Source organism: Cohnella nanjingensis (assembly GCF_014212125.1).
Lineage (GTDB): Bacteria > Bacillota > Bacilli > Paenibacillales > Paenibacillaceae > Cohnella > Cohnella nanjingensis.
In genome coordinates this window covers 13,571-30,935 of record NZ_JACJVP010000023.1, presented here as the reverse complement: position 1 = coordinate 30,935, position 17,365 = coordinate 13,571, and the positions used below count along the sequence as shown (strand labels likewise).

General features: G+C 59.3%; 11 protein-coding genes. 8 read left to right on the top strand and 3 right to left on the bottom strand.

Going from position 1 to position 17,365, the window contains the following annotated elements:
* The first annotated feature begins 18 nt into the window (after positions 1-18).
* From H7C19_RS13045 to H7C19_RS13030, 4 genes are all read left to right on the top strand, one after another.
* Positions 19-2,235: a DUF5696 domain-containing protein gene (locus tag H7C19_RS13045; protein ID WP_185143093.1), complete on the top strand. Its 2,217-nt coding sequence runs from the start codon at positions 19-21 to the stop codon at positions 2,233-2,235.
* Between the two features lie 12 nt (positions 2,236-2,247).
* Positions 2,248-3,141 carry a carbohydrate ABC transporter permease gene (locus H7C19_RS13040; protein WP_185143092.1) on the top strand — a complete coding sequence of 298 codons (894 nt, stop codon included), beginning with the start codon at positions 2,248-2,250 and terminating at the stop codon, positions 3,139-3,141.
* 12 nt (positions 3,142-3,153) lie between these two features.
* Positions 3,154-4,095 carry a carbohydrate ABC transporter permease gene (locus H7C19_RS13035; RefSeq protein WP_185143091.1) on the top strand — a complete coding sequence of 314 codons (942 nt, stop codon included), beginning with the start codon at positions 3,154-3,156 and terminating at the stop codon, positions 4,093-4,095.
* Between the two features lie 127 nt (positions 4,096-4,222).
* Complete coding sequence (locus tag H7C19_RS13030) at positions 4,223-7,183, top strand: hypothetical protein (RefSeq protein ID WP_221469228.1); 2,961 nt, start codon at positions 4,223-4,225, stop codon at positions 7,181-7,183.
* Between the two features lie 63 nt (positions 7,184-7,246).
* Here H7C19_RS13030 and H7C19_RS13025 read toward each other — a convergent pair whose 3' ends face one another.
* Entirely contained in the window at positions 7,247-8,365 is a 1,119-nt protein-coding gene (locus H7C19_RS13025; RefSeq protein WP_313731609.1) for a metallophosphoesterase family protein, read from the bottom strand.
* A 338-nt stretch (positions 8,366-8,703) separates the two neighbouring features.
* Between H7C19_RS13025 and H7C19_RS13020 the strand changes: the two genes are divergently transcribed.
* Entirely contained in the window at positions 8,704-10,623 is a 1,920-nt protein-coding gene (locus H7C19_RS13020; protein WP_185143089.1) for a DUF4434 domain-containing protein, read from the top strand.
* A gap of 71 nt (positions 10,624-10,694) precedes the next feature.
* On the top strand, positions 10,695-11,762 hold the full coding sequence (locus H7C19_RS13015; RefSeq protein ID WP_185143088.1) for a hypothetical protein: 1,068 nt from the start codon (positions 10,695-10,697) through the stop codon (positions 11,760-11,762).
* A gap of 110 nt (positions 11,763-11,872) precedes the next feature.
* Here H7C19_RS13015 and H7C19_RS13010 read toward each other — a convergent pair whose 3' ends face one another.
* On the bottom strand, positions 11,873-13,219 hold the full coding sequence (locus H7C19_RS13010; protein WP_185143087.1) for an aminotransferase-like domain-containing protein: 1,347 nt from the start codon (positions 13,217-13,219) through the stop codon (positions 11,873-11,875).
* Between the two features lie 136 nt (positions 13,220-13,355).
* Here H7C19_RS13010 and H7C19_RS13005 point away from each other — a divergent pair, with 136 nt between their 5' ends.
* Together H7C19_RS13005 and H7C19_RS13000 are read left to right on the top strand one after the other, a co-directional pair.
* Entirely contained in the window at positions 13,356-14,297 is a 942-nt protein-coding gene (locus tag H7C19_RS13005) for a DMT family transporter (RefSeq protein WP_185143086.1), read from the top strand.
* A gap of 88 nt (positions 14,298-14,385) precedes the next feature.
* Complete coding sequence (locus tag H7C19_RS13000; RefSeq protein WP_185143085.1) at positions 14,386-15,243, top strand: NAD-dependent epimerase/dehydratase family protein; 858 nt, start codon at positions 14,386-14,388, stop codon at positions 15,241-15,243.
* Between the two features lie 920 nt (positions 15,244-16,163).
* On the opposite strand, the gene H7C19_RS12995 is transcribed toward H7C19_RS13000, so the two are convergent.
* The gene (locus H7C19_RS12995; protein ID WP_185143084.1) at positions 16,164-17,339 is read right to left on the bottom strand and encodes an MFS transporter; all 1,176 of its coding nucleotides are present in this window, start codon (positions 17,337-17,339) and stop codon (positions 16,164-16,166) included.
* Between the last annotated feature and the right edge of the window lie 26 nt (positions 17,340-17,365).

Below are 17,365 nucleotides of genomic sequence, written 5' to 3'. Positions count from 1 at the left end.
AAGGGGGGAGTAGACCAGATGCTGCGACGGTCCTGGCGAATCGGGTTATGGGTCCTCGTGTTGGGATTATGCGCGTTCGGCGTGTACAAGATGGAACATTACCAAATCGAGCGCAACGCCCTGGGCGACGGCAAGGTGGAAGATCCGGCGCCCGTCTCCAAGGAGATCGTAGATAAACTGAGCGATATCGCCAGCTATCGCCAAGTCGCCGACAACGGCCGGTTGACGCTCTTCTTCGAACCGGTCACTTCATCGATCGCGGTCCGCGACCGATCCACCGGAGCCCTATGGATGTCCGCCGCCAATATTAGCGACGAAGCGCTCGGGGGCAGCGAGCTTCTCAAGAACAGCGTGCGGGCTCCCTTGAATATGACGTATGCCGACTTCTCGCGCCCCGTCCACGATCCGCTCATCACCAACTCGATTACGCTTCCTCCGAAGATCGCGAGCGAGAGCATCGACCGGGGCATCCGGGTGCGCTATGACTTCGAGAAGCTCGGCATCAGCTTCGCGGTGGAGTATACGATCGGAGAGGACCGGCTGGAAGTGCTCGTGCCGGCTTCGAGCATCAAGGAGACGACGAGCAACCTGCTCGTCTCCATCGAAGTGCTGCCCAATCTGGGGTCGGGGACCGATCAGGACAAGGGGTATATGTTCTACCCGGACGGCAGCGGGGCAATCTCCAATTTCAAGGAGACGCATCCGGCGTACAAAGACAAATACACCGCCACGGTCTACGGTTCCGAAGAAGTGCTGAAGCGAACGGGCCAGCGGACGGAGAACGCTTATCTCCCGGTATTCGGGGCCAACAAGAACGGCAGCGGATTCGTCGCCTTCGTGACGGAGGGAGAGTTCGAGACGGTCATCAACTATTCGCCCAGCGGGTATACCGTCAACCTGAACCGCGTATCCGGCGAATTCTTCTATCGGCGATTCTACGACGCCGCGATCCGCCGGGGCGAGTTCTCGCAGCGCGTCGAGCGGGACCTGATGCCCGTCGACCATCGGATGAGATACGTGTTCCTGCCCAAGGACCAATCGGATTACGCCGGGATGGCGAACGCGTACCGGGCCTACTTGCTCGATTCCGGGAAGCTGGCGTCCCGAATCCCGCAGGATCGGCGACAGATCCCCGCGGCCGTCGACCTGTTCATGGGCATCAAGGAAGACAGCGTCCTGCGCAAGCAATTCCTGACCGTCACGACGTTCGCGCAAGCCAAATCCTTCTTGGAGGAGATGAAGGCGGCCGGCGTGGACGCGATGAGCGTCATGCTCCGGGGATGGATGAAGGACGGGGAAGGCGATTATCCGGACAGCGATCAGGCCGCCGGCGCGCTCGGGGGCAAGTCCAAGCTGACCGATCTGACGCAATACGCGAAGGATAACCGGATCGATTTGTTCCTGAATTTCAACAACGTGGACGCCTTCGCCCGGAATCTCGGATTCCGGAAAAATCTCGACGTCATGAAGTCGCCCAGCAAGCTGGCCTTGGAGGACTACTACGGCTTCTGGTATCTGTTGAACGCCGAGCGGGCGAGATTGAAGTTCGCGGGCGGTCAAGGCGAGCAGTTGGCCGGATACGGCGCGTCGGGGATCGACTTCGAGGAGATGGGACAGATCGCGCTGGCCGACTTCAACGAATACCATCCGCTAACCCGCGAAGGCGCCGTAGAGAAATGGCTGGAGATCATGCGGCAAGCCCGCGAGCAGAACGGCAAAGTCGCCGTGCACGGCGGCAATTCGTACGTGCTCGGCACGGCGGACCGCTTGTCCGACATCCCGCTTGGCGATACCGGATTCGTGTACTCGGACGAAGCGGTTCCTTTCTTCCAAATGGTCGTTCACGGCCATATCCCTTACAGCGGGGACGTCCCGATGAACACGCATTACGATGCCCGGGAGCTCTTCCTGAAATGGGTGGAATACGGCAGCATGCCCTTCTACGAGCTGACGCAGGCAAGCCCGGAGAAATTCCGCTACACGTTCTACAGCGACGAATTGTTCAGTTCCACGTTCGAGCAGTGGTCTCCCGTATTGGTTCAGCAGTACAAGGAGCTGAACGGCAAATTGGGACACACTTGGGGGCAGGAGATCGTCGGACACCGGATTCTCAGCCGCGACGTGTACGAGACCGAGTACGCGGACGGAACGAAAGTCGTCGTCAATTACGGCTCCGTTCCCTACAAGGGGTCGGATATCGCGGTTCCGCCCAAAGACTACGGCATTTTGAAGTAGGAGGGAGCCATCATGAAGATCGGGCTCGAGCGTAGAAAAGTCATCAGCGGGTACGTGTTCATCCTCCCGTGGATGCTGGGTTTCCTTGCTTTTCTCGTCTATCCCCTGGTCATGTCGTTCTATATGAGCTTGCGCAAGATGACCAGCGTGTCCGGCATGCAGATGGAGTATATCGGTTGGGATAATTTCTCCCGCGCCGTCCTGAAGGACGTCAATTTCATTCCGCTGTTCTATGCGGCCATCCGCAACGCGTTCGTCGAGATCCCGCTCATCCTCGTCTTTTCCTTCTTCATGGCGATGCTGCTGAACCATCAGGTCATCGGGCGGGCGTTCTTCCGGGCCGTCTTCTTCCTGCCCGTCGTCATCGGTTCCGGCTTCGTCATGGAGCAGCTGCTCGGCCAAGGGGTCGGCTCCCTGCAGACGCTGGCGACCGATCCGTCGGTCGTGAGCGCCGGCGTCACGAACGGCCTGCAAATTCCGGACGTCATCGCCAGGTATTTGTCCCCGGAGATGTACGGGAACCTCTCCGACATCCTGGGCAGACTGACGCTGGTGTTCTGGAAGACGGGCATCCAAATCCTGCTGTTCCTGGCCGGCCTTCAAGGCATCTCCGAATCGCTGTACGAATCCGCGAAGTGCGACGGCGCTACGCCCTGGGAGATGTTCTGGAAGATCACGTTCCCGCTCATGACCCCGGTCTTGCTGCTCAACGCCGTTTTCACGCTGGTGGATTCCTTTACCGACATCCGCAACCAGGTCATTCTGTATATCAAGCAAGTGGCGTTCACGAATATCGAGATGGGGTACGCCTCCGCGCTCGGTTGGATCTACTTCGTCTTCGTCTTTATCCTGATCGTGCTGATCTTCGCTTTCACGCGCAAACGCGTGGTTTACATGGGGATGTAAAGGGGGATAAGCATGCAAACCGTAATCAAGGATTTGTCCGTGAAATGGAAACGGAATCCGGTGGTGTACAAGATCAAACACTGGCAGGCCGGCTACCGGCTTTACCGGGTGTTCATCTATCTGTTCCTGATCGGATTGTCGTTCGTCTTCCTGTATCCGTTCCTGTTCATGGTGACGACCTCCTTCAAGTCCGTCAACGACCTGATCGATCCGACCGTCCATTGGATTCCCAAAGATTTCGACGTGAAAAGCTACTTTAACGCTTATGCGCTGCTCCATTATTTGCCCTATTTCAAAAACACGGTTCTCATGACCGTCTTATCCGTGCTGGGTCAAGTGATCTCTTGCGCGTTCGTCGGGTACGGCTTCGCCAGGTTCAACTTCCCCGGCCGCGAAGTGCTGTTCGGACTCGCCATGTTCACGATGATCGTGCCGCCGCAGACGATCATCATTCCGATGTTCGTCGAGTACAAGGAATTGCACTGGATCAACACGTACCTTCCGATGATCGTCCCGAGCTTTTTCGCGCACGGGCTGCGCGGAGCCTTGTTCGTCTTCATCTTCCGCCAGTTCTTCAGAGGGCTGCCGGTCGAGTTGGAGGACGCCGCGAGGGTGGACGGCTGCGGCGTATTCAAGACGTTCTTCCGCATCGTCGTTCCGATCGTGACGCCGCCGCTGCTGGTGACGGCCATCTTGTCCACGGTCTGGCATTGGAACGATTTCTTCGAGCCGGCGATCTATATCGTGGACCGCGCGAAGTTCACGCTTCCCATGATGCTGCCGCTGCTGGGGGAATCCATGAACAAAGCGACGGGCGGCACGGTTACCTCCAACATCGACCAATCGACGATCATGGCGGCGTGCATGCTCGTGATCCTGCCGATCGTCATCATGTATTTCGAAGTGCAAAGATATTTCATGAAGAGCATCGAGCGTTCGGGGATCGTGGGCTGAACGTGCAAGGGGAAGGAACCAACAGGCTGCCGGCATCCGAAGTTGGCGGCCTGTTCGTTTATAAACGATCGAATGGAGGGATTCATTGATGTATCGAAAATGGAAAAGGACGGTCGCTGCAGCGCTAATGATCAGCGTGGCGGGATGGGGGATCGGAGGGGCGGCCGGCGAGGCGAAAGCGGCGGATCGCACGGCGTTCTACGATGACATTCTGACGCAAGAAGCGGACTGGATCTCGAGCATGCCGTTTGCAAGCGGCGCGATCCCGACCTACAGCGATCCAATCTCGAACTATGGCAACAAGTACAAAGTCGTTCCTTACTTTACGCATTTCGGGCTGCTGGGGCTGCTGGAAAAGCCGGAAAACGGCTCCGTCGTCCGCAACTACATGGACTGGTATTTTGCTCGCCTGAATCGATCGGCTACGGCTACTGCACCGGCCGGTTCCGTATACGACTACGTCGTCGAGACGGACAAGCAAACCGAAACGCCGACCGGGGATTTCGATTCTACGGATTCCTACGCTTCCACCTTTCTGGACGTCGTTCGAAAATACGTAGAAGTAACGGGGGACTCGGCGTACGCGCTGCAGCACAAAAGCGACATTCTCCTCATTGCCGACGCGATGCTCTCCACGCAGCAAGTGGACGGGCTCACGTGGGCGAAGCCGAGCTACCCCGTCAAATATTTGATGGACAATACGGAAGTCTATCACGGTTTGGAAGCCATCGAGTGGCTCAGCGGTAACGTCTTCGGCGACGAGGCGGCCGAAGCCTCGTATCGGCAGCGCAAGGAGGACGTATACGCCGCCATTCAGGGCTTGTGGTCGGATACGAAGCAAACCTACGCCTACGCGAAAATGAATGACGATTCCTTGCTGTACCCGGATTGGAACAGCTTCTACGCGGACGCCACCTCGCAATTGTTTCCGATCTGGACGGGCGTCTTGGCGCCGGACAGCGAACGGGCGCTCCGCCTGTACAATACGTTTAACGAGCATCATCCGGGCTGGCCGCAATTGAACAAAAGCGATGCGTTTCCGTGGGCGATAATCGCCTATACGGCGGCGTTGATGGGGGACCGGACGCGGGTCGACCAATTCCTGGCGTCGGTGAAGACGGCGTATATCGATCAAGCGCATCCGTGGCCGTGGTACGTCATGGAGAGCGGCGTGACGATGCTCGCGGCCGCCCATGCCAAACGGCTGTCCGACAGCCCGGCGGGATGGACGATGACGAACCTGCAAGACGGGGCGGCATTGACCGAACAGCCCTATACGGTGGAAGGGACGTCCGAAGGGATCGCTACCGTCGAGATGACATGGACGAACGAAGGGGCGGAGCGGTCGAAGTCTTTCCGGGCGGAACCGGTCGGCGGAGCCTGGCAATTGCCCGTCGACGGATTAACCAATGGAGACTACCTGGTCGACGTGACGGCCAAGGACCGCTTCGCCAACGTGATGGCTACGCAGCGGCTGCGGGCAACCATCCGGATCGCAGGCGAGAATCCGATCGCCAAGGCGGTTCTGGTATCCGATCGCGATACGCTAAGGCGCGGGGAGAGCACGGAATTGAAAGTGCTCGCCTACCGGGAGGACGGCGCGACGCCGGTCGATCTGGGCGGCGCGAGCATCGGCTATGAGACCGATCAGCCCGCACTGGTCTCCATCGACGATCAAGGCGTGTTGACGTTGAAGGGGATGAATCGGGATATGCAGGCGCTGCATGTATGGGCGTCCGTCACCAAAGGCTACGATCTCGTGAGGACGGATACCTTGACCCTCGGGGTCTCCCATGAAGCGTTAACGATGGCGGACGAAGCGATGGATCGTACGTCCGCATGGATCGCCGACCGTCAGTTGGACGGCGGCGCGATCGCGTCGGATGCGGCCGGTCAACAGATCAAGCCCGCTTTATCGAATATAGGGGCTAGAGGATTGCTGCTCCGCGAGGAGACGGTTCCGAACGTGCAGCGGTACCTCGACTGGTATACGGGTCATTGGAACTGGGGCGACCGATACGGCATTTACGGTTCCATCGATGATTTCCGGTTGAACGGGGCGACGGGCCAATGGACCTCCACGGGCGGTTATGAGAGCGCGAGCCCGACCATCGGCACTTTCATTACGTTGTTAAGGCAGCATTACGAGAAGACAGGTCGATTCGGTCTGCCGCAGTCCAACCTCGACTTGTTGACCGGAGGGATCGGGATCATGCGATCTCAGGATGCGGACGGGCTGATGTGGAAGCTGCCGGATGAGCCGATCAAGCTCCTGCGTCCGAACGCGCTGACCTACCAAGGGATGACGGATAGCGTGTGGCTCTTCCGCCATCATTTTCAGGTGTCGGGACCTGCCGATTATTTCGCCGGGTTCGCGGATGCCCTGCGCAACGGCATCCAGACCCGGCTATGGAATGATGCGGCGGGCGCTTACGACCTATCCAGCAATCGGCTGGGAGAGAAACAGACGGCCGACTGGTCCAAACCCGAAGATGCCGTGGCGCAGTTGTCTCCCGTCTATACGGGCGTGATCGCCGCCGATTCCGAAACGGCTCAGTCTCTGTACGCCAAGTTTAACGAATCTCAACCGGCTTGGGCTTCCGGCGGATCCTTCAACGATTTTGCGCCTGCCGCGTATGCGGCGGCCTTGATGGGGGATCAACAGCGCGTCGCGGCCTATTTGGGCCGGCTGTTGACGACCGTCAAGCGCGCGGGATTCCCGGACGGATGGACGGTCGAGCAGGCGGGGTATGTGATGCTGGCGGCAGACGCCATTCGTTCGATGCCCGCATCGGCCAGCGTGAGCATCGAGAACCCGGAAGCCGGCAAGCCGCTTTCGAACGGCGTCAGCCAACAGGCGAAAGGCGGCGCAAGCGGGGCCGATCGGGTGAGGATCGAATTGCGGGAGCGATTCGGGACGTTCGTCTACCGGGAAGATATCGCCGTCCAACCGAACGGCAAGTGGCACGCGTCGTTGAAAAAATTGAAGCGGGATGTCTCCTACGAACTGACGGTCTCGGCTTTGGACGCCTACGGATATCCCGTTTCCGGCGCATCCGCCAGCACGACCTTCCAGGTGGGGAAGTGACCATTTAGGCTTCTGAATAAAGGGAAAGGGCTGCCGTCAATGGTGCGACAGCAGCCCTAGCTTTCATTTTTGGACGGGAATCGTGAATTGCGCTTCCGGCACCCATTGTTTGCGGTAGAAGTCCCGGCCTTGGATACGAACCTTGTCTTTATACACCTCTACGTATAGCCCTTCGCTGTCATCCGGCCCGGCCAGCATCTCGCCGCCGTTGCCGTCGTCCGTCCAAGGCTGAACCACGGAAGAGGAGTTCACCATCGTGAACTTGTCGCGCACGAGCGTGCCCGGCAGCTTCAGCTCCCAATGCGTATGGCCGGAGAAGAAGATGACCTGCGGATAGTCGGACAGGATGGACTTCAACGCTTCGTGCTGAATGATCGCCCGATTGTTGACGCAGCAGAAGGAGGTGCCCGATACGGTGTAAGGCAGCGGCTGGTGGAGGAAGACGAAGATGGGCTTGTCCGATCCCGCGCCTTTCTTCAAGGTTTTCTTCAGCCAGTCCAACTGTTCGTCGGACAAGTAGGCGTCTTCGAGGTTGCTCGGATCGGTCTGTCGGTACTGCTCGGAGCCGAGGAAGATAAAATGATAACCCTTGACCATGGCATCGTGGTAAACCTTGTTTTCTCCCGTAAAGTTCAAGAAGCGGTTGATCGAATCCTGATCCGATTCGCCGTTCGGGTACGTATCGGAATTCCAATTGCCGTCGGCGTCGTGCCAAGCTTTGTAGAATTCGTGATTGCCGATCGTGTAGAACATTTTGTTCGGGTGGGGCGTCTGGCGGAGCAGCTCGGCCAGTTTGTCGTAGTCGGCCGGCATCCCGTCGCCCAGATCGCCGTTGATCACCAGGGCGTCCGCGTCAGGGTTGATCGCATGCAGATCGTTCAAAGCGTTCGCGAACTTCGTTTGGGAAGGCTCATGCCACCATTGCACGTGAACGTCGCTGATGACGGGGAAAGCGAGCAACGGTTTGTCCTGTCCCTGCCCGCGATTTCCGTCGATGGTTTGCGGGGATTTCTCGGGTTTGCCTTCTTGGTACCCTTTGGCGGCGGCGCCGGGATTTTCGAGCGGTTTGCTTCCTCCCGCGGGACCTTGCCAACCTTCCGGTTTCGGACTTGCGGAGACGGGGAGAATCGCGAGCGAGACCAAGACGACGACCAAGACGGCCGCCCCAATCCATTTCTTCACATCATTCACTCCTCACCATAGAATGGGCATCCATTATTTACCTTATGGTCTAACAATCCAATCTGTCAACCATTTATGAATATTTTCTTTAAAATAATAGATTTAGGATAAATTCTCTTCAATTGCAATCTAAAAATACGATATTCATAGATCTAACGTCCTTGTAAAGCGATTCCAAAATCGTGTCATGAATAATTAATCCAGAAAAATTTGTCGAATAGGAATCATTCTTTATACTCATGCCTCCGTCCGCCTGACCGTATTAGAATGAGAGCGAATTCAATCTGCAATCCGCTATCTGCAATTCATCCGTTATTCAATAGGAAAGGAATGAGAGGATGACACGAAGTTGGTTCTCCCTGGTTGTATCGGTGGCCGTCCTGTTCGCCCTGCTGCCCGCCGGCACTTCGAAAGCGGCTGCGGTCCCCGTGCATGCGGAAGGCAGCTTTATTCAACCGTACGCGGCTTACGAATGGAGCGTTCAGGATTGGAAGGAAGAGCTGCAGGCGTTGAAGGAGGTCGGCAACCAGCTGATCATTCTGCAATGGACCGCGGACACCCGAAGCATGCAGACGATCTATCCGACCGCGATTCCTGGACTAACGCAGGAGGCGAACTATCGCGGAGATCCGGTAGAGAATCTCCTGACCGCGGCCGATGCGTTGCACATGCAAGTCTGGCTCGGAACGAACGCCAACGACGACTGGTATATCCATCACGCCTTGAACGAGCCTTGGCTGGACGAGTTGTTCGGATACAGCGAGCAGATGGTCGGCGAGCTATGGAACAACTATCGTCATCATCCTTCGCTGGACGGATTCTACTTCCCCAACGAGATGGAGAACTGCAGCTATCAGGACGACGTTTCGATCGCGAATTTGACGGCGAAGTACGCTTCGCTAGCCAATCGGGTCCATAACGACACGGGAAAGACGCTGGCCCTGGCGCCGGCAATCTGGAACGAACGCAGCTGCGGACAAACCTTCGAACAAAACAGCGCGGCGTGGATCAAGACATGGGACGGAATATTGGGCGGGGCGAACATCGATTATCTGATTCCCCAAGACGGTCTGGGCGGCGGATATCACAGCGTAGCCGAAGTCGTGGAGTGGTTCCGGCTGACCCGCGAAGTCGTCGATCGCCATCCGGCCACCCGCCTGTGGGCGGACGTCGAGACCTTCCATACCGTCAATCCGGATCCTTGGGCGGCCGAACCGATGGTCACCAAAGATATCGTGGATCATATGACGCAGATCAGTCCTCATGTCGACGGCATCGTTACGTTCTCCTACGATCATTATCAGTCTCCGAAGCTTCGCAACACGCCGATCTTCCACCAAGCTTACAAGACCTATTACAAGACCGGCAGGGTGGACGATTCCCCGCCCAAGACGCCCAACGCCCTCCGGTCGAAAAAACAAGGGACCGATAAAATCAGTCTTGTCTGGCACGGCGCCAAGGACGTCTTCTATTACGTCGTTTATCGCGACGGGACGCCGGTCGGCCGATCCTATGCGGCGTCCTATCAGGATAACGGCTTGCAGCCGGGCACCCGTTACGAATACCAAGTCGAAGCGTACAGCGCCTCCGGTTATCCGTCGGCCTTGTCCAAAGCCGAGCAAGTGACGACGGCTTCGGCGTCCGTTAATCTGGCGCTCGGCAGACCGTACGAGAGCTCCGTCCCCGCGAGTCCCTCCTACCCGGACACGGACGGACTGGAGATGACGAACGGCAAGCTCGGCGCGGGCTATTTCTGGGATCCCGAGTGGCAGGGAAGAAGTACGGAAGGGGCGCCGCTCGTCATCGCCTACACGGTCGATCTAGGCGAAGTCAAGAAAATCGACGGACTGTCCATCAACTTCTACCAGGATATCGGTTCCGCGATCAAGCTGCCGCGATCCGTCGAGTACCAAGTTTCGAACGACAACGTTCGATTCGAGTCCCTTGGGTATTCTCCGTTCCGCACGCTCAACTTTGGGCCTACGCCGCCTGATCTCAGTACCGTGTCGTACGGCTTGCTTCCGAGCAAAGCCGCGAAGGCCAGATACGTGAAAATCATCGTCACGGCGGCGAATTACGGGTGGACGTTCAGCGATGAACTGTTCGTCGAACAATACGCCAAAGTCTCCGGACAAGATGCGGAAGAGGAAAGCATCGATCAGGGCGACGAGACCGCTGTCGATCCCGGCCTATACGCGAACCCGGTCATCGAGCATCGCGCCCGTGCGGCAACCGCGACATCGCTTGAGAGGAGGTGAGCCGGAGGGAAGGGAGCAAGTCGGCAAGCCGGGCACGCCAAATCATAGGATCGAAATGAGGGATGATCGGGTTGAAGAAAACATGGACAGCAACCATCGCTTTGGCCGTTGGATTGTTCGGCGCGAGCACCGTATTCGCGGCAGGGGAGACCGTACCGATCGAGACGCTGCAGCCGGCGCAAAAGCTGGAAAAGCCGCAGTTGTTCGGGACGGGAGGCAAGCTCATTCTGAGCGATTCGCCCGAGACGTTCAACGGAACGGGAGCCTTCTATCGCGACCGGGTGCAGGGAGAATTCCGGGTATTCTGGCATCATCAAAATACGAGTTCCGCCGCCTATTCCGTCGGCGTCGCCGTCACCAACACTTCGAGCGAGACGGTAAAGCTGTATACGAAAGGCAAAGGCGTAGGCACGAATCTGTACGTGGATGTGGCGGGACAGCTGGCGCTTGCCGACTTCCTGACGAGCGAGAAGAACAAGACGCTGGCGGCTACGCTCGCGCCGGGTCAGAGCTACTTCGTCTCGGCTTCGACCGATCCGGAGATCACGAACAGCGGCATCGTCCAATTCGACGCATCGACCGTTAAGGGAAATAATCCCGCGTCCGTAACGGTAACTACGCTAAGCTACGACACGCTTCCGGAGCATCCGGAGCAAATGACGGTCCTGCCGGAGGATTCGCACACGAGGGGGACTTTCCCGCATTTCGACCGGATCGGGTTAATCCAATACGACACGGCCATGGGGAATGCGTTTCTTCGCGTCGATTCCGCCGCCTCCGGGCCATGGAGCGACAGCATGCCGGGCGAATACGAAGACGGCTGGGATGCCGTCGGCAACAAAGCGGTCATCAACAACGGCAATTACGGCGTCATGTACCGGTTCGCCGTGCACGCCAAGAACAGCCTCCATGAACGCCGCACGGCCAGCTTGTTCCTGAATCCGTCGGGCGGTTACGGCCATTTCGCCTTGCTGTGGAACAAGCAGCTGTTCCAATCGGGCTTCCTCAGCTGGGAGAACGCATGGCACGTGACCGACTTCAAGGTGAACCCGAACGGCGCGGTCTTCACCTCGGAGATCAGCCTGACCGGCGGATCCTCGGGACCTCAGGTCCTTTATTTCACGAACCAGCCCAAATAAGCGGCGAACGGACTTATCGGTCATTCCGATCCTTTGTCGGCGCGACGAACGGCCATGCGGGGAATCATTCCCTGCATGGCCGTTTTCACGAAGACGCCCATTCCGTGCCTCTAGCTTCGCTTTGTCATCCGCCGGATCTCCGCGAAGATCGCGCTAACCCCCGCATCGATCTGCGCCTCTTCGACCCGGGATACGCCGAGCTTCAGCAGCGGCATCGCCTTGAAGTCCGTCAGGAAGTAGGAAGCGGGCGCCTCCAACTGAATCTGCTTCTTGCGCAGACGATCCACCAGCGTCGGCAGTCGCAGTCCGTCCGGGAGAGACAGATGCGTATGGACACCGGAAGACACCCGGATGTGACGGACGTCCGGCAGGTCGTTGGCCGCGTCTAGCGCCCGGTTCAACCGCGCAAGCCGGCGCGAGTAAGTATCCCGGATCTGATGCCGGCGCCGCGCGAACATGCCGCTCTGAATGTAGATCTCGAGCGCCGCCTGAGAGAGCATGGAGCTGTCGATGTCGAGCAGCTTCTTGTGCTGCGCGAACGTGTCCTGAAGCGGCTCCGGCAGCACGGCGGCGCCGACCCGGAGTCCGGGGAACATGATCTTGGAGAAGCTCTTCAAGTAGACGATCCGGGACGAGCCATAGGCATAGATCGGATCGGCCCGCGAGTCGTTCTCCAGATCGGCCATGTAGTCGTCCTCCAGGACATAGACGTCGTAGCGCTCCGCGAGCTCGGCGATCGCTCGCTTGGTCGCCTCCGGGTAGGAAGTGCCGAGGGGCTGGTGGAACCGGGGCATCGTGTAGAAAAACTTGATGTCCCCGTCGCGGAACAGCCGCTCCAGCTCGTCCAAATCGATCCCTTCCGCCGTGCGCTTCAGGCCGATCGCCGGGACTCCGAGCACCTCCAGCAGCCGGTTGAACAACGGGTAGCCGGGCTGCTCCAGCAGCACGGTCCGCTTGCCGTTCGGGAAAGGCATCAAGGTCAAGATGGACAGCGCTTGCTGCACGCCGGAAGCGATGAAGATCCGGTCGGCGGAGGCGAACACCTGATAGTTGGCCAGATGCTTGCTGAGCGCCTTCAAGAGCGAGGGCAGCCCTTGGGGGATGCCGTAGACGAAGAGGTCGTTCTTGTAATTGTCGATCGCCTTGTTAATGCAGTGTTGGAAGTCGATATAAGGGAAAACGTCGGGATCGGGCGCCGCCGAGGCGAAGTCCATCAGGGTGCCGGCGGACCGGCTGCCGGGGTCGATCTTGCGCTGCACGGCGTAGTAGCCGCTCTGCGGGATGGCGTAGACGAGATGGCGCCGCTCCAGCTCGTGATAGGCGCGGACGACGGTGCCCGTGCTGCAGCGGTAGCTCTCGGACAGCTCGCGAATCGAGGGCAACTGCTGGCCGGGACGGATGGCGCCGGTCTGGATGCGCTGCTCGATGTCGTTCATGAGCGCGGCATATTTGTGCATGGGAAGATGCCTCCTCGGGCTTGATTGTATTGATACAGTTGGGGCGCAAAACGGTTGTTGTCCGCTCATCGTTCCCTTATGCTGAGTTCAAGAAGCCGGCCGGCTTGAATTTGGCTAGAGAGAGAAGGTGCGCGAGATGGCGCAAAAAAAAGTCGTCTATCTATTGGCTCTATTATACGCGTTTCTGATCGGTTTTTCCTTTCTGTTCACCAAGCTGACGCTCGCGTTCGCAAGTCCCGTCGATACGATGGCGTACCGGTTCACGATCTCCTTCCTGCTCCTCGGCGTGCCGGTCGCAGCCGGGTGGATCAAGCTGGGGCTGCGCGGACGCCAGCTGTGGCGGCTCTTGCCGGTCGGACTCGTCTATCCGGGCTTGTTCTTCGGGCTGCAGGCCGGCGGCCTCGAATTCGCGACCTCGTCGGAGGGCGGCATCTTCCAGGCGTCCGCGCCGATCTTCACGATGCTCCTGGCCGCGCTCTTCCTGAAGGAGCGCACCACGTGGCTGCAGCGGCTGTCCGTCGCCTGCTCGGTGGCCGGCGTCGTCTTCATGATCGCGATGGCGGGGGCGAAGATCAGCGCGTCGCATATTCAGGGGATCGTCCTGCTCCTCGCATCGGCGCTGATGCTCTCCATCTACAGCGTATTGGCGAGATCGCTTAGCCGCTCTTACACGCCGATTCAGCTCACTTTTGCGATGATGCTCTTCGGATTCGTGTCCTTCGCGGGATTGTCGATCGGACAGCATGCGGTGCGCGGCTATTGGGATGCCTTGACGGAGCCCCTCTCGCATCCGAGCTTCGTCTGGGGGATCCTGTATATCGGCATCCTCTCGTCGCTTGTCACGGCGCTGCTCTCCAACTACATCTTGTCGAAGATCGAAGCTTCCCGGATGAGCGTGTTCGTCAATCTGGGCACGCTCATGGCGATCTTGGGCGGCGTGGTCTTCTTGAAAGAGACGTTGGCTTACTATCACATCATCGGGGCGGCCATGATCATCGCCGGCGTGCTCGGGGCGAATATCCAGCCGCGCAAACGCAAGATGAAGGCAGCATCATCCATAGGAGGTCAGACGGCATGAGAATCTTGGTTGCAGGAGCTACACGCACCCCTATCCTGCAGCGGAAGCCCGAGCCGAAACCGGCATCATCCATAGGAGGTCAGACGGCATGAGAATCTTGGTTGCAGGAGCTAGCGGCGCCGTCGGCAGAGCGTTAATCCCCCTTCTCGTACGCGAGGGCCACGAAGTCTCCGGCGTAACGCGCGACGCCGCGAGCGCGGAACGCATGAGCGCCATGGGCGTCCAATCTTACGTGGCGGACGTCTTCGACCGCGACGCGCTGATCGGGGTCGTCCGGGAGGCGGGCCCGCATACGGTCATCCATCAGTTGACGTCGCTCGGGACGCGGAACTTCGCGGACAATGCGCGAATGCGGATCGAGGGGACGCGGAACCTCGTCGATGCCGCGCTAGCGGCGGGCGTCCGCCGGATGATCGCGCAGAGCATCTCCTGGGCCTACGCGCCGGGCGAGGGGGCGGCTTCGGAGACGGAGCCGCTCGATTGGACCGCGCCGCCGCCTCGTCTGGGGACGGTCGAAGGCGTCCAAGCGTTGGAGCGGGTCACGGCCGAGATGCCGGAGTACGTGACGCTGCGGTATGGCTTGTTCTATGGCCCAGGCACCTGGTATGCGCCGGATGGCCTCATAGCGGAGCAAGCGCGCCGCGGCGAACTGTCCGCGACCGACGGGATCGCCTCTTTCATCCACGTGGCGGACGCCGCGCGGGCGGCAAGCCTCGCGTTGACATGGCCGACGGGGACCGTCAACATCGTCGACGACGAGCCGGCCCCCGGAACGGCGTGGCTGCCGGCGTTCGCCGAAGCGGTCGGCGCGCCGGAGCCGCCCGTTCAGGCGGGCGCCGCTCCCTGGGAGCGGGGCGCCTCGAACGCGAAGGCGCGCCGCGACTACGGCTGGGAGCCGCTTTATCCGACCTGGCGCGAGGGCTTCCGTGCGCTGGGCGGGCGTTAAGCGGCGGCAATGGCGGCATAGGCGGCATAGGCGGCATAGGTGGCAACGACGGCAATAGTTGTATTGGCGGCAAAAGCGGCATAGGCGGCAGCGGCGGTGCAGGCGGCACAGTGGCAATCGCGGCATAGGCGGCACATGGAAAAAGGGTCTTGGCCATTATCGCTTTCAGGGCTTACACACCTAATAATCGTACGGAATATTCGTCTTCGGTTGGGCAAAGGTCGCCCGGAATTCATCGGCTGGGACCTGAAAGGTGGTGCTCGCCGATGGTGCTTGATGGTGGTGCTTTCTCGTGGTGCCTGATGGTGATGCTTGCTGGTGGTGCTTTCTCGTGGTGCCTGCACCCCAATAAATTGTATTCATACAACTTATTTGGCTCCCATTGGCGGAGAAGAGGCATTTACTTGCAAAAGTACAACTTATTCAGTAGAAANNACTGTTCGGTCGGCGTTGGAGATCTAGAGGCCTGGAGATCTGGAGGTATGGAGGTCCGGAGGTCTGGAGGTCTGACAAATCTAGGATGACGGAACAATCGGTGCTTAGAATGTCAGAATGTCCGCTAACCACCAAATTAGAATCAGATAGGCCAGGTGGATTTTATCGTTGCAGCTCGTAAAGGCCGGATTCGCCGCTGTGCGATCCTTTTATAGCCTGTCACATTTCCATAATAGCCTGTGACCTGGTAAGGTCATGCGTGTTTTTTGTGTGAGATCCGTTCATTGGACTTCTAGGGCCGCTTCGTGGTACGGGGCCGTGCGCGGCCTCCCGGCCGTGCGATAACCGCATTTTGCGCTGTACGCGACGACACGGCTGATCCGCCGCAAGGAACCGTTCCGCAGCAAGGCATACGCCGCCTTTGCGTCATGCATGAGGGCGCTTGATCCGTGATACGCGGATCAAGCGCCCTCTCTTGTGTCTCCTCACGCCGTCGCACGTTCCTGCGGCTTCTTCCTACCCTGCGCCGACCAGAGGACGAGCGCCACGGCGAGTCCGAGCGCGAGGATCCCGCCGGCCAGCCAAGGATTGTAGAGGACCGTCGACGAGGCGCTGACGGCCGCGCCGCCCAAGCCCGCGCCGGCGGCGATCCCCAGATGCGTCACCGAGGTGGTGAAGCTCATGATCAGATTGGCGGACTGCGGCGCCTGCTGGACAAAGTAGGTCTGGATCGCAGGCGCGGCCATGAAGCTGGCGAAGATCCAGACGGTCAGCGCGGCGATCGATGCCGACAGGGTCGTCTCGAAAAGCGGCACCAACGCGAGCGAAGCCACGGGCACAGCCAAGCTGATCGCGATCATCCGGATGGTGCCCCAACGGTCGACGGCGTAGCCGCCGAAGCGGGAGGCCGCGGCGCCGACCAGGCCGAAGATCAGCATGAGAGCGGCGACCCCGGCCGGCTTCATACCGAGGATCGTCTGCAGGTAAGGCGTCATGTACGTGTACATGATCGAAGTGCCGCCTTCCCGGAAGAAGGTCAGGAGCAAGCCGGCGATCACGAGGGGACCAGCCAGGACGGAGAACTGCCGGCGGAAGGGAACGGGTTCGTCGCCTTCGATATTCGGAAGCAAGTAAGCCATGCCCAGCAGAATCAGTAGGGTTATGGCCGCCAGAAGGAGGAAGATGGCATGCCAGCCCAGGCCGTTCGTAATCCCGATGCCGATCGGTACGCCCAGTACCATCGCGGTGCTGAAGCCTAGAATGACCGTCCCCATCGCGCTGCCGATCTTCTCGGCCGGCACCAGCTTGGTCACCGCGCCGAACGTGGCGACGAGGTAGACACCGGCGCTCACGCCGAGGATGATTCGGCCCGCGACGAGCATCGCATAGTTCGCGCTGGCAAACGAGACGAGGGAGCCGATGATGAAGGCGGCGAGCGCTCCGAGCAGAAGCTTCTTGCGCGCGAGGCGGGAGGTGAGCGACACGACGAGGGGAGTGCCGACGGCGAAGGCGAGCGAGTAGGCGGTGATCAGCTGGCCGGCCATGGCGACCGATACCCCCATGTCTGCGGCGATGGCGTTCAGGATGCCGGCTACGATCAGTTCGGAGGTGGCGGTCATGAAGACGCCCAAGGTTAACAGGTAGAGAAGCTTGCGATTCATAACGATCATCCTTTCGGTCGGATCTG

What these genes read in the sequence shown, in the direction of transcription:
- H7C19_RS13045 (WP_185143093.1), top strand. Translation starts at nt 19, where the DNA reads ATGCTGCGACGGTCCTGGCGAATCGGGTTATGGGTCCTCGTGTTGGGA.
- H7C19_RS13040 (WP_185143092.1), top strand. Translation starts at nt 2,248, where the DNA reads ATGAAGATCGGGCTCGAGCGTAGAAAAGTCATCAGCGGGTACGTGTTC.
- H7C19_RS13035 (WP_185143091.1), top strand. Translation starts at nt 3,154, where the DNA reads ATGCAAACCGTAATCAAGGATTTGTCCGTGAAATGGAAACGGAATCCG.
- H7C19_RS13030 (WP_221469228.1), top strand. Translation starts at nt 4,223, where the DNA reads ATGATCAGCGTGGCGGGATGGGGGATCGGAGGGGCGGCCGGCGAGGCG.
- H7C19_RS13020 (WP_185143089.1), top strand. Translation starts at nt 8,704, where the DNA reads ATGACACGAAGTTGGTTCTCCCTGGTTGTATCGGTGGCCGTCCTGTTC.
- H7C19_RS13010 (WP_185143087.1), bottom strand. Translation starts at nt 13,219, where the DNA reads ATGCACAAATATGCCGCGCTCATGAACGACATCGAGCAGCGCATCCAG.
- H7C19_RS13005 (WP_185143086.1), top strand. Translation starts at nt 13,356, where the DNA reads ATGGCGCAAAAAAAAGTCGTCTATCTATTGGCTCTATTATACGCGTTT.
- H7C19_RS13000 (WP_185143085.1), top strand. Translation starts at nt 14,386, where the DNA reads ATGAGAATCTTGGTTGCAGGAGCTAGCGGCGCCGTCGGCAGAGCGTTA.
- H7C19_RS12995 (WP_185143084.1), bottom strand. Translation starts at nt 17,339, where the DNA reads ATGAATCGCAAGCTTCTCTACCTGTTAACCTTGGGCGTCTTCATGACC.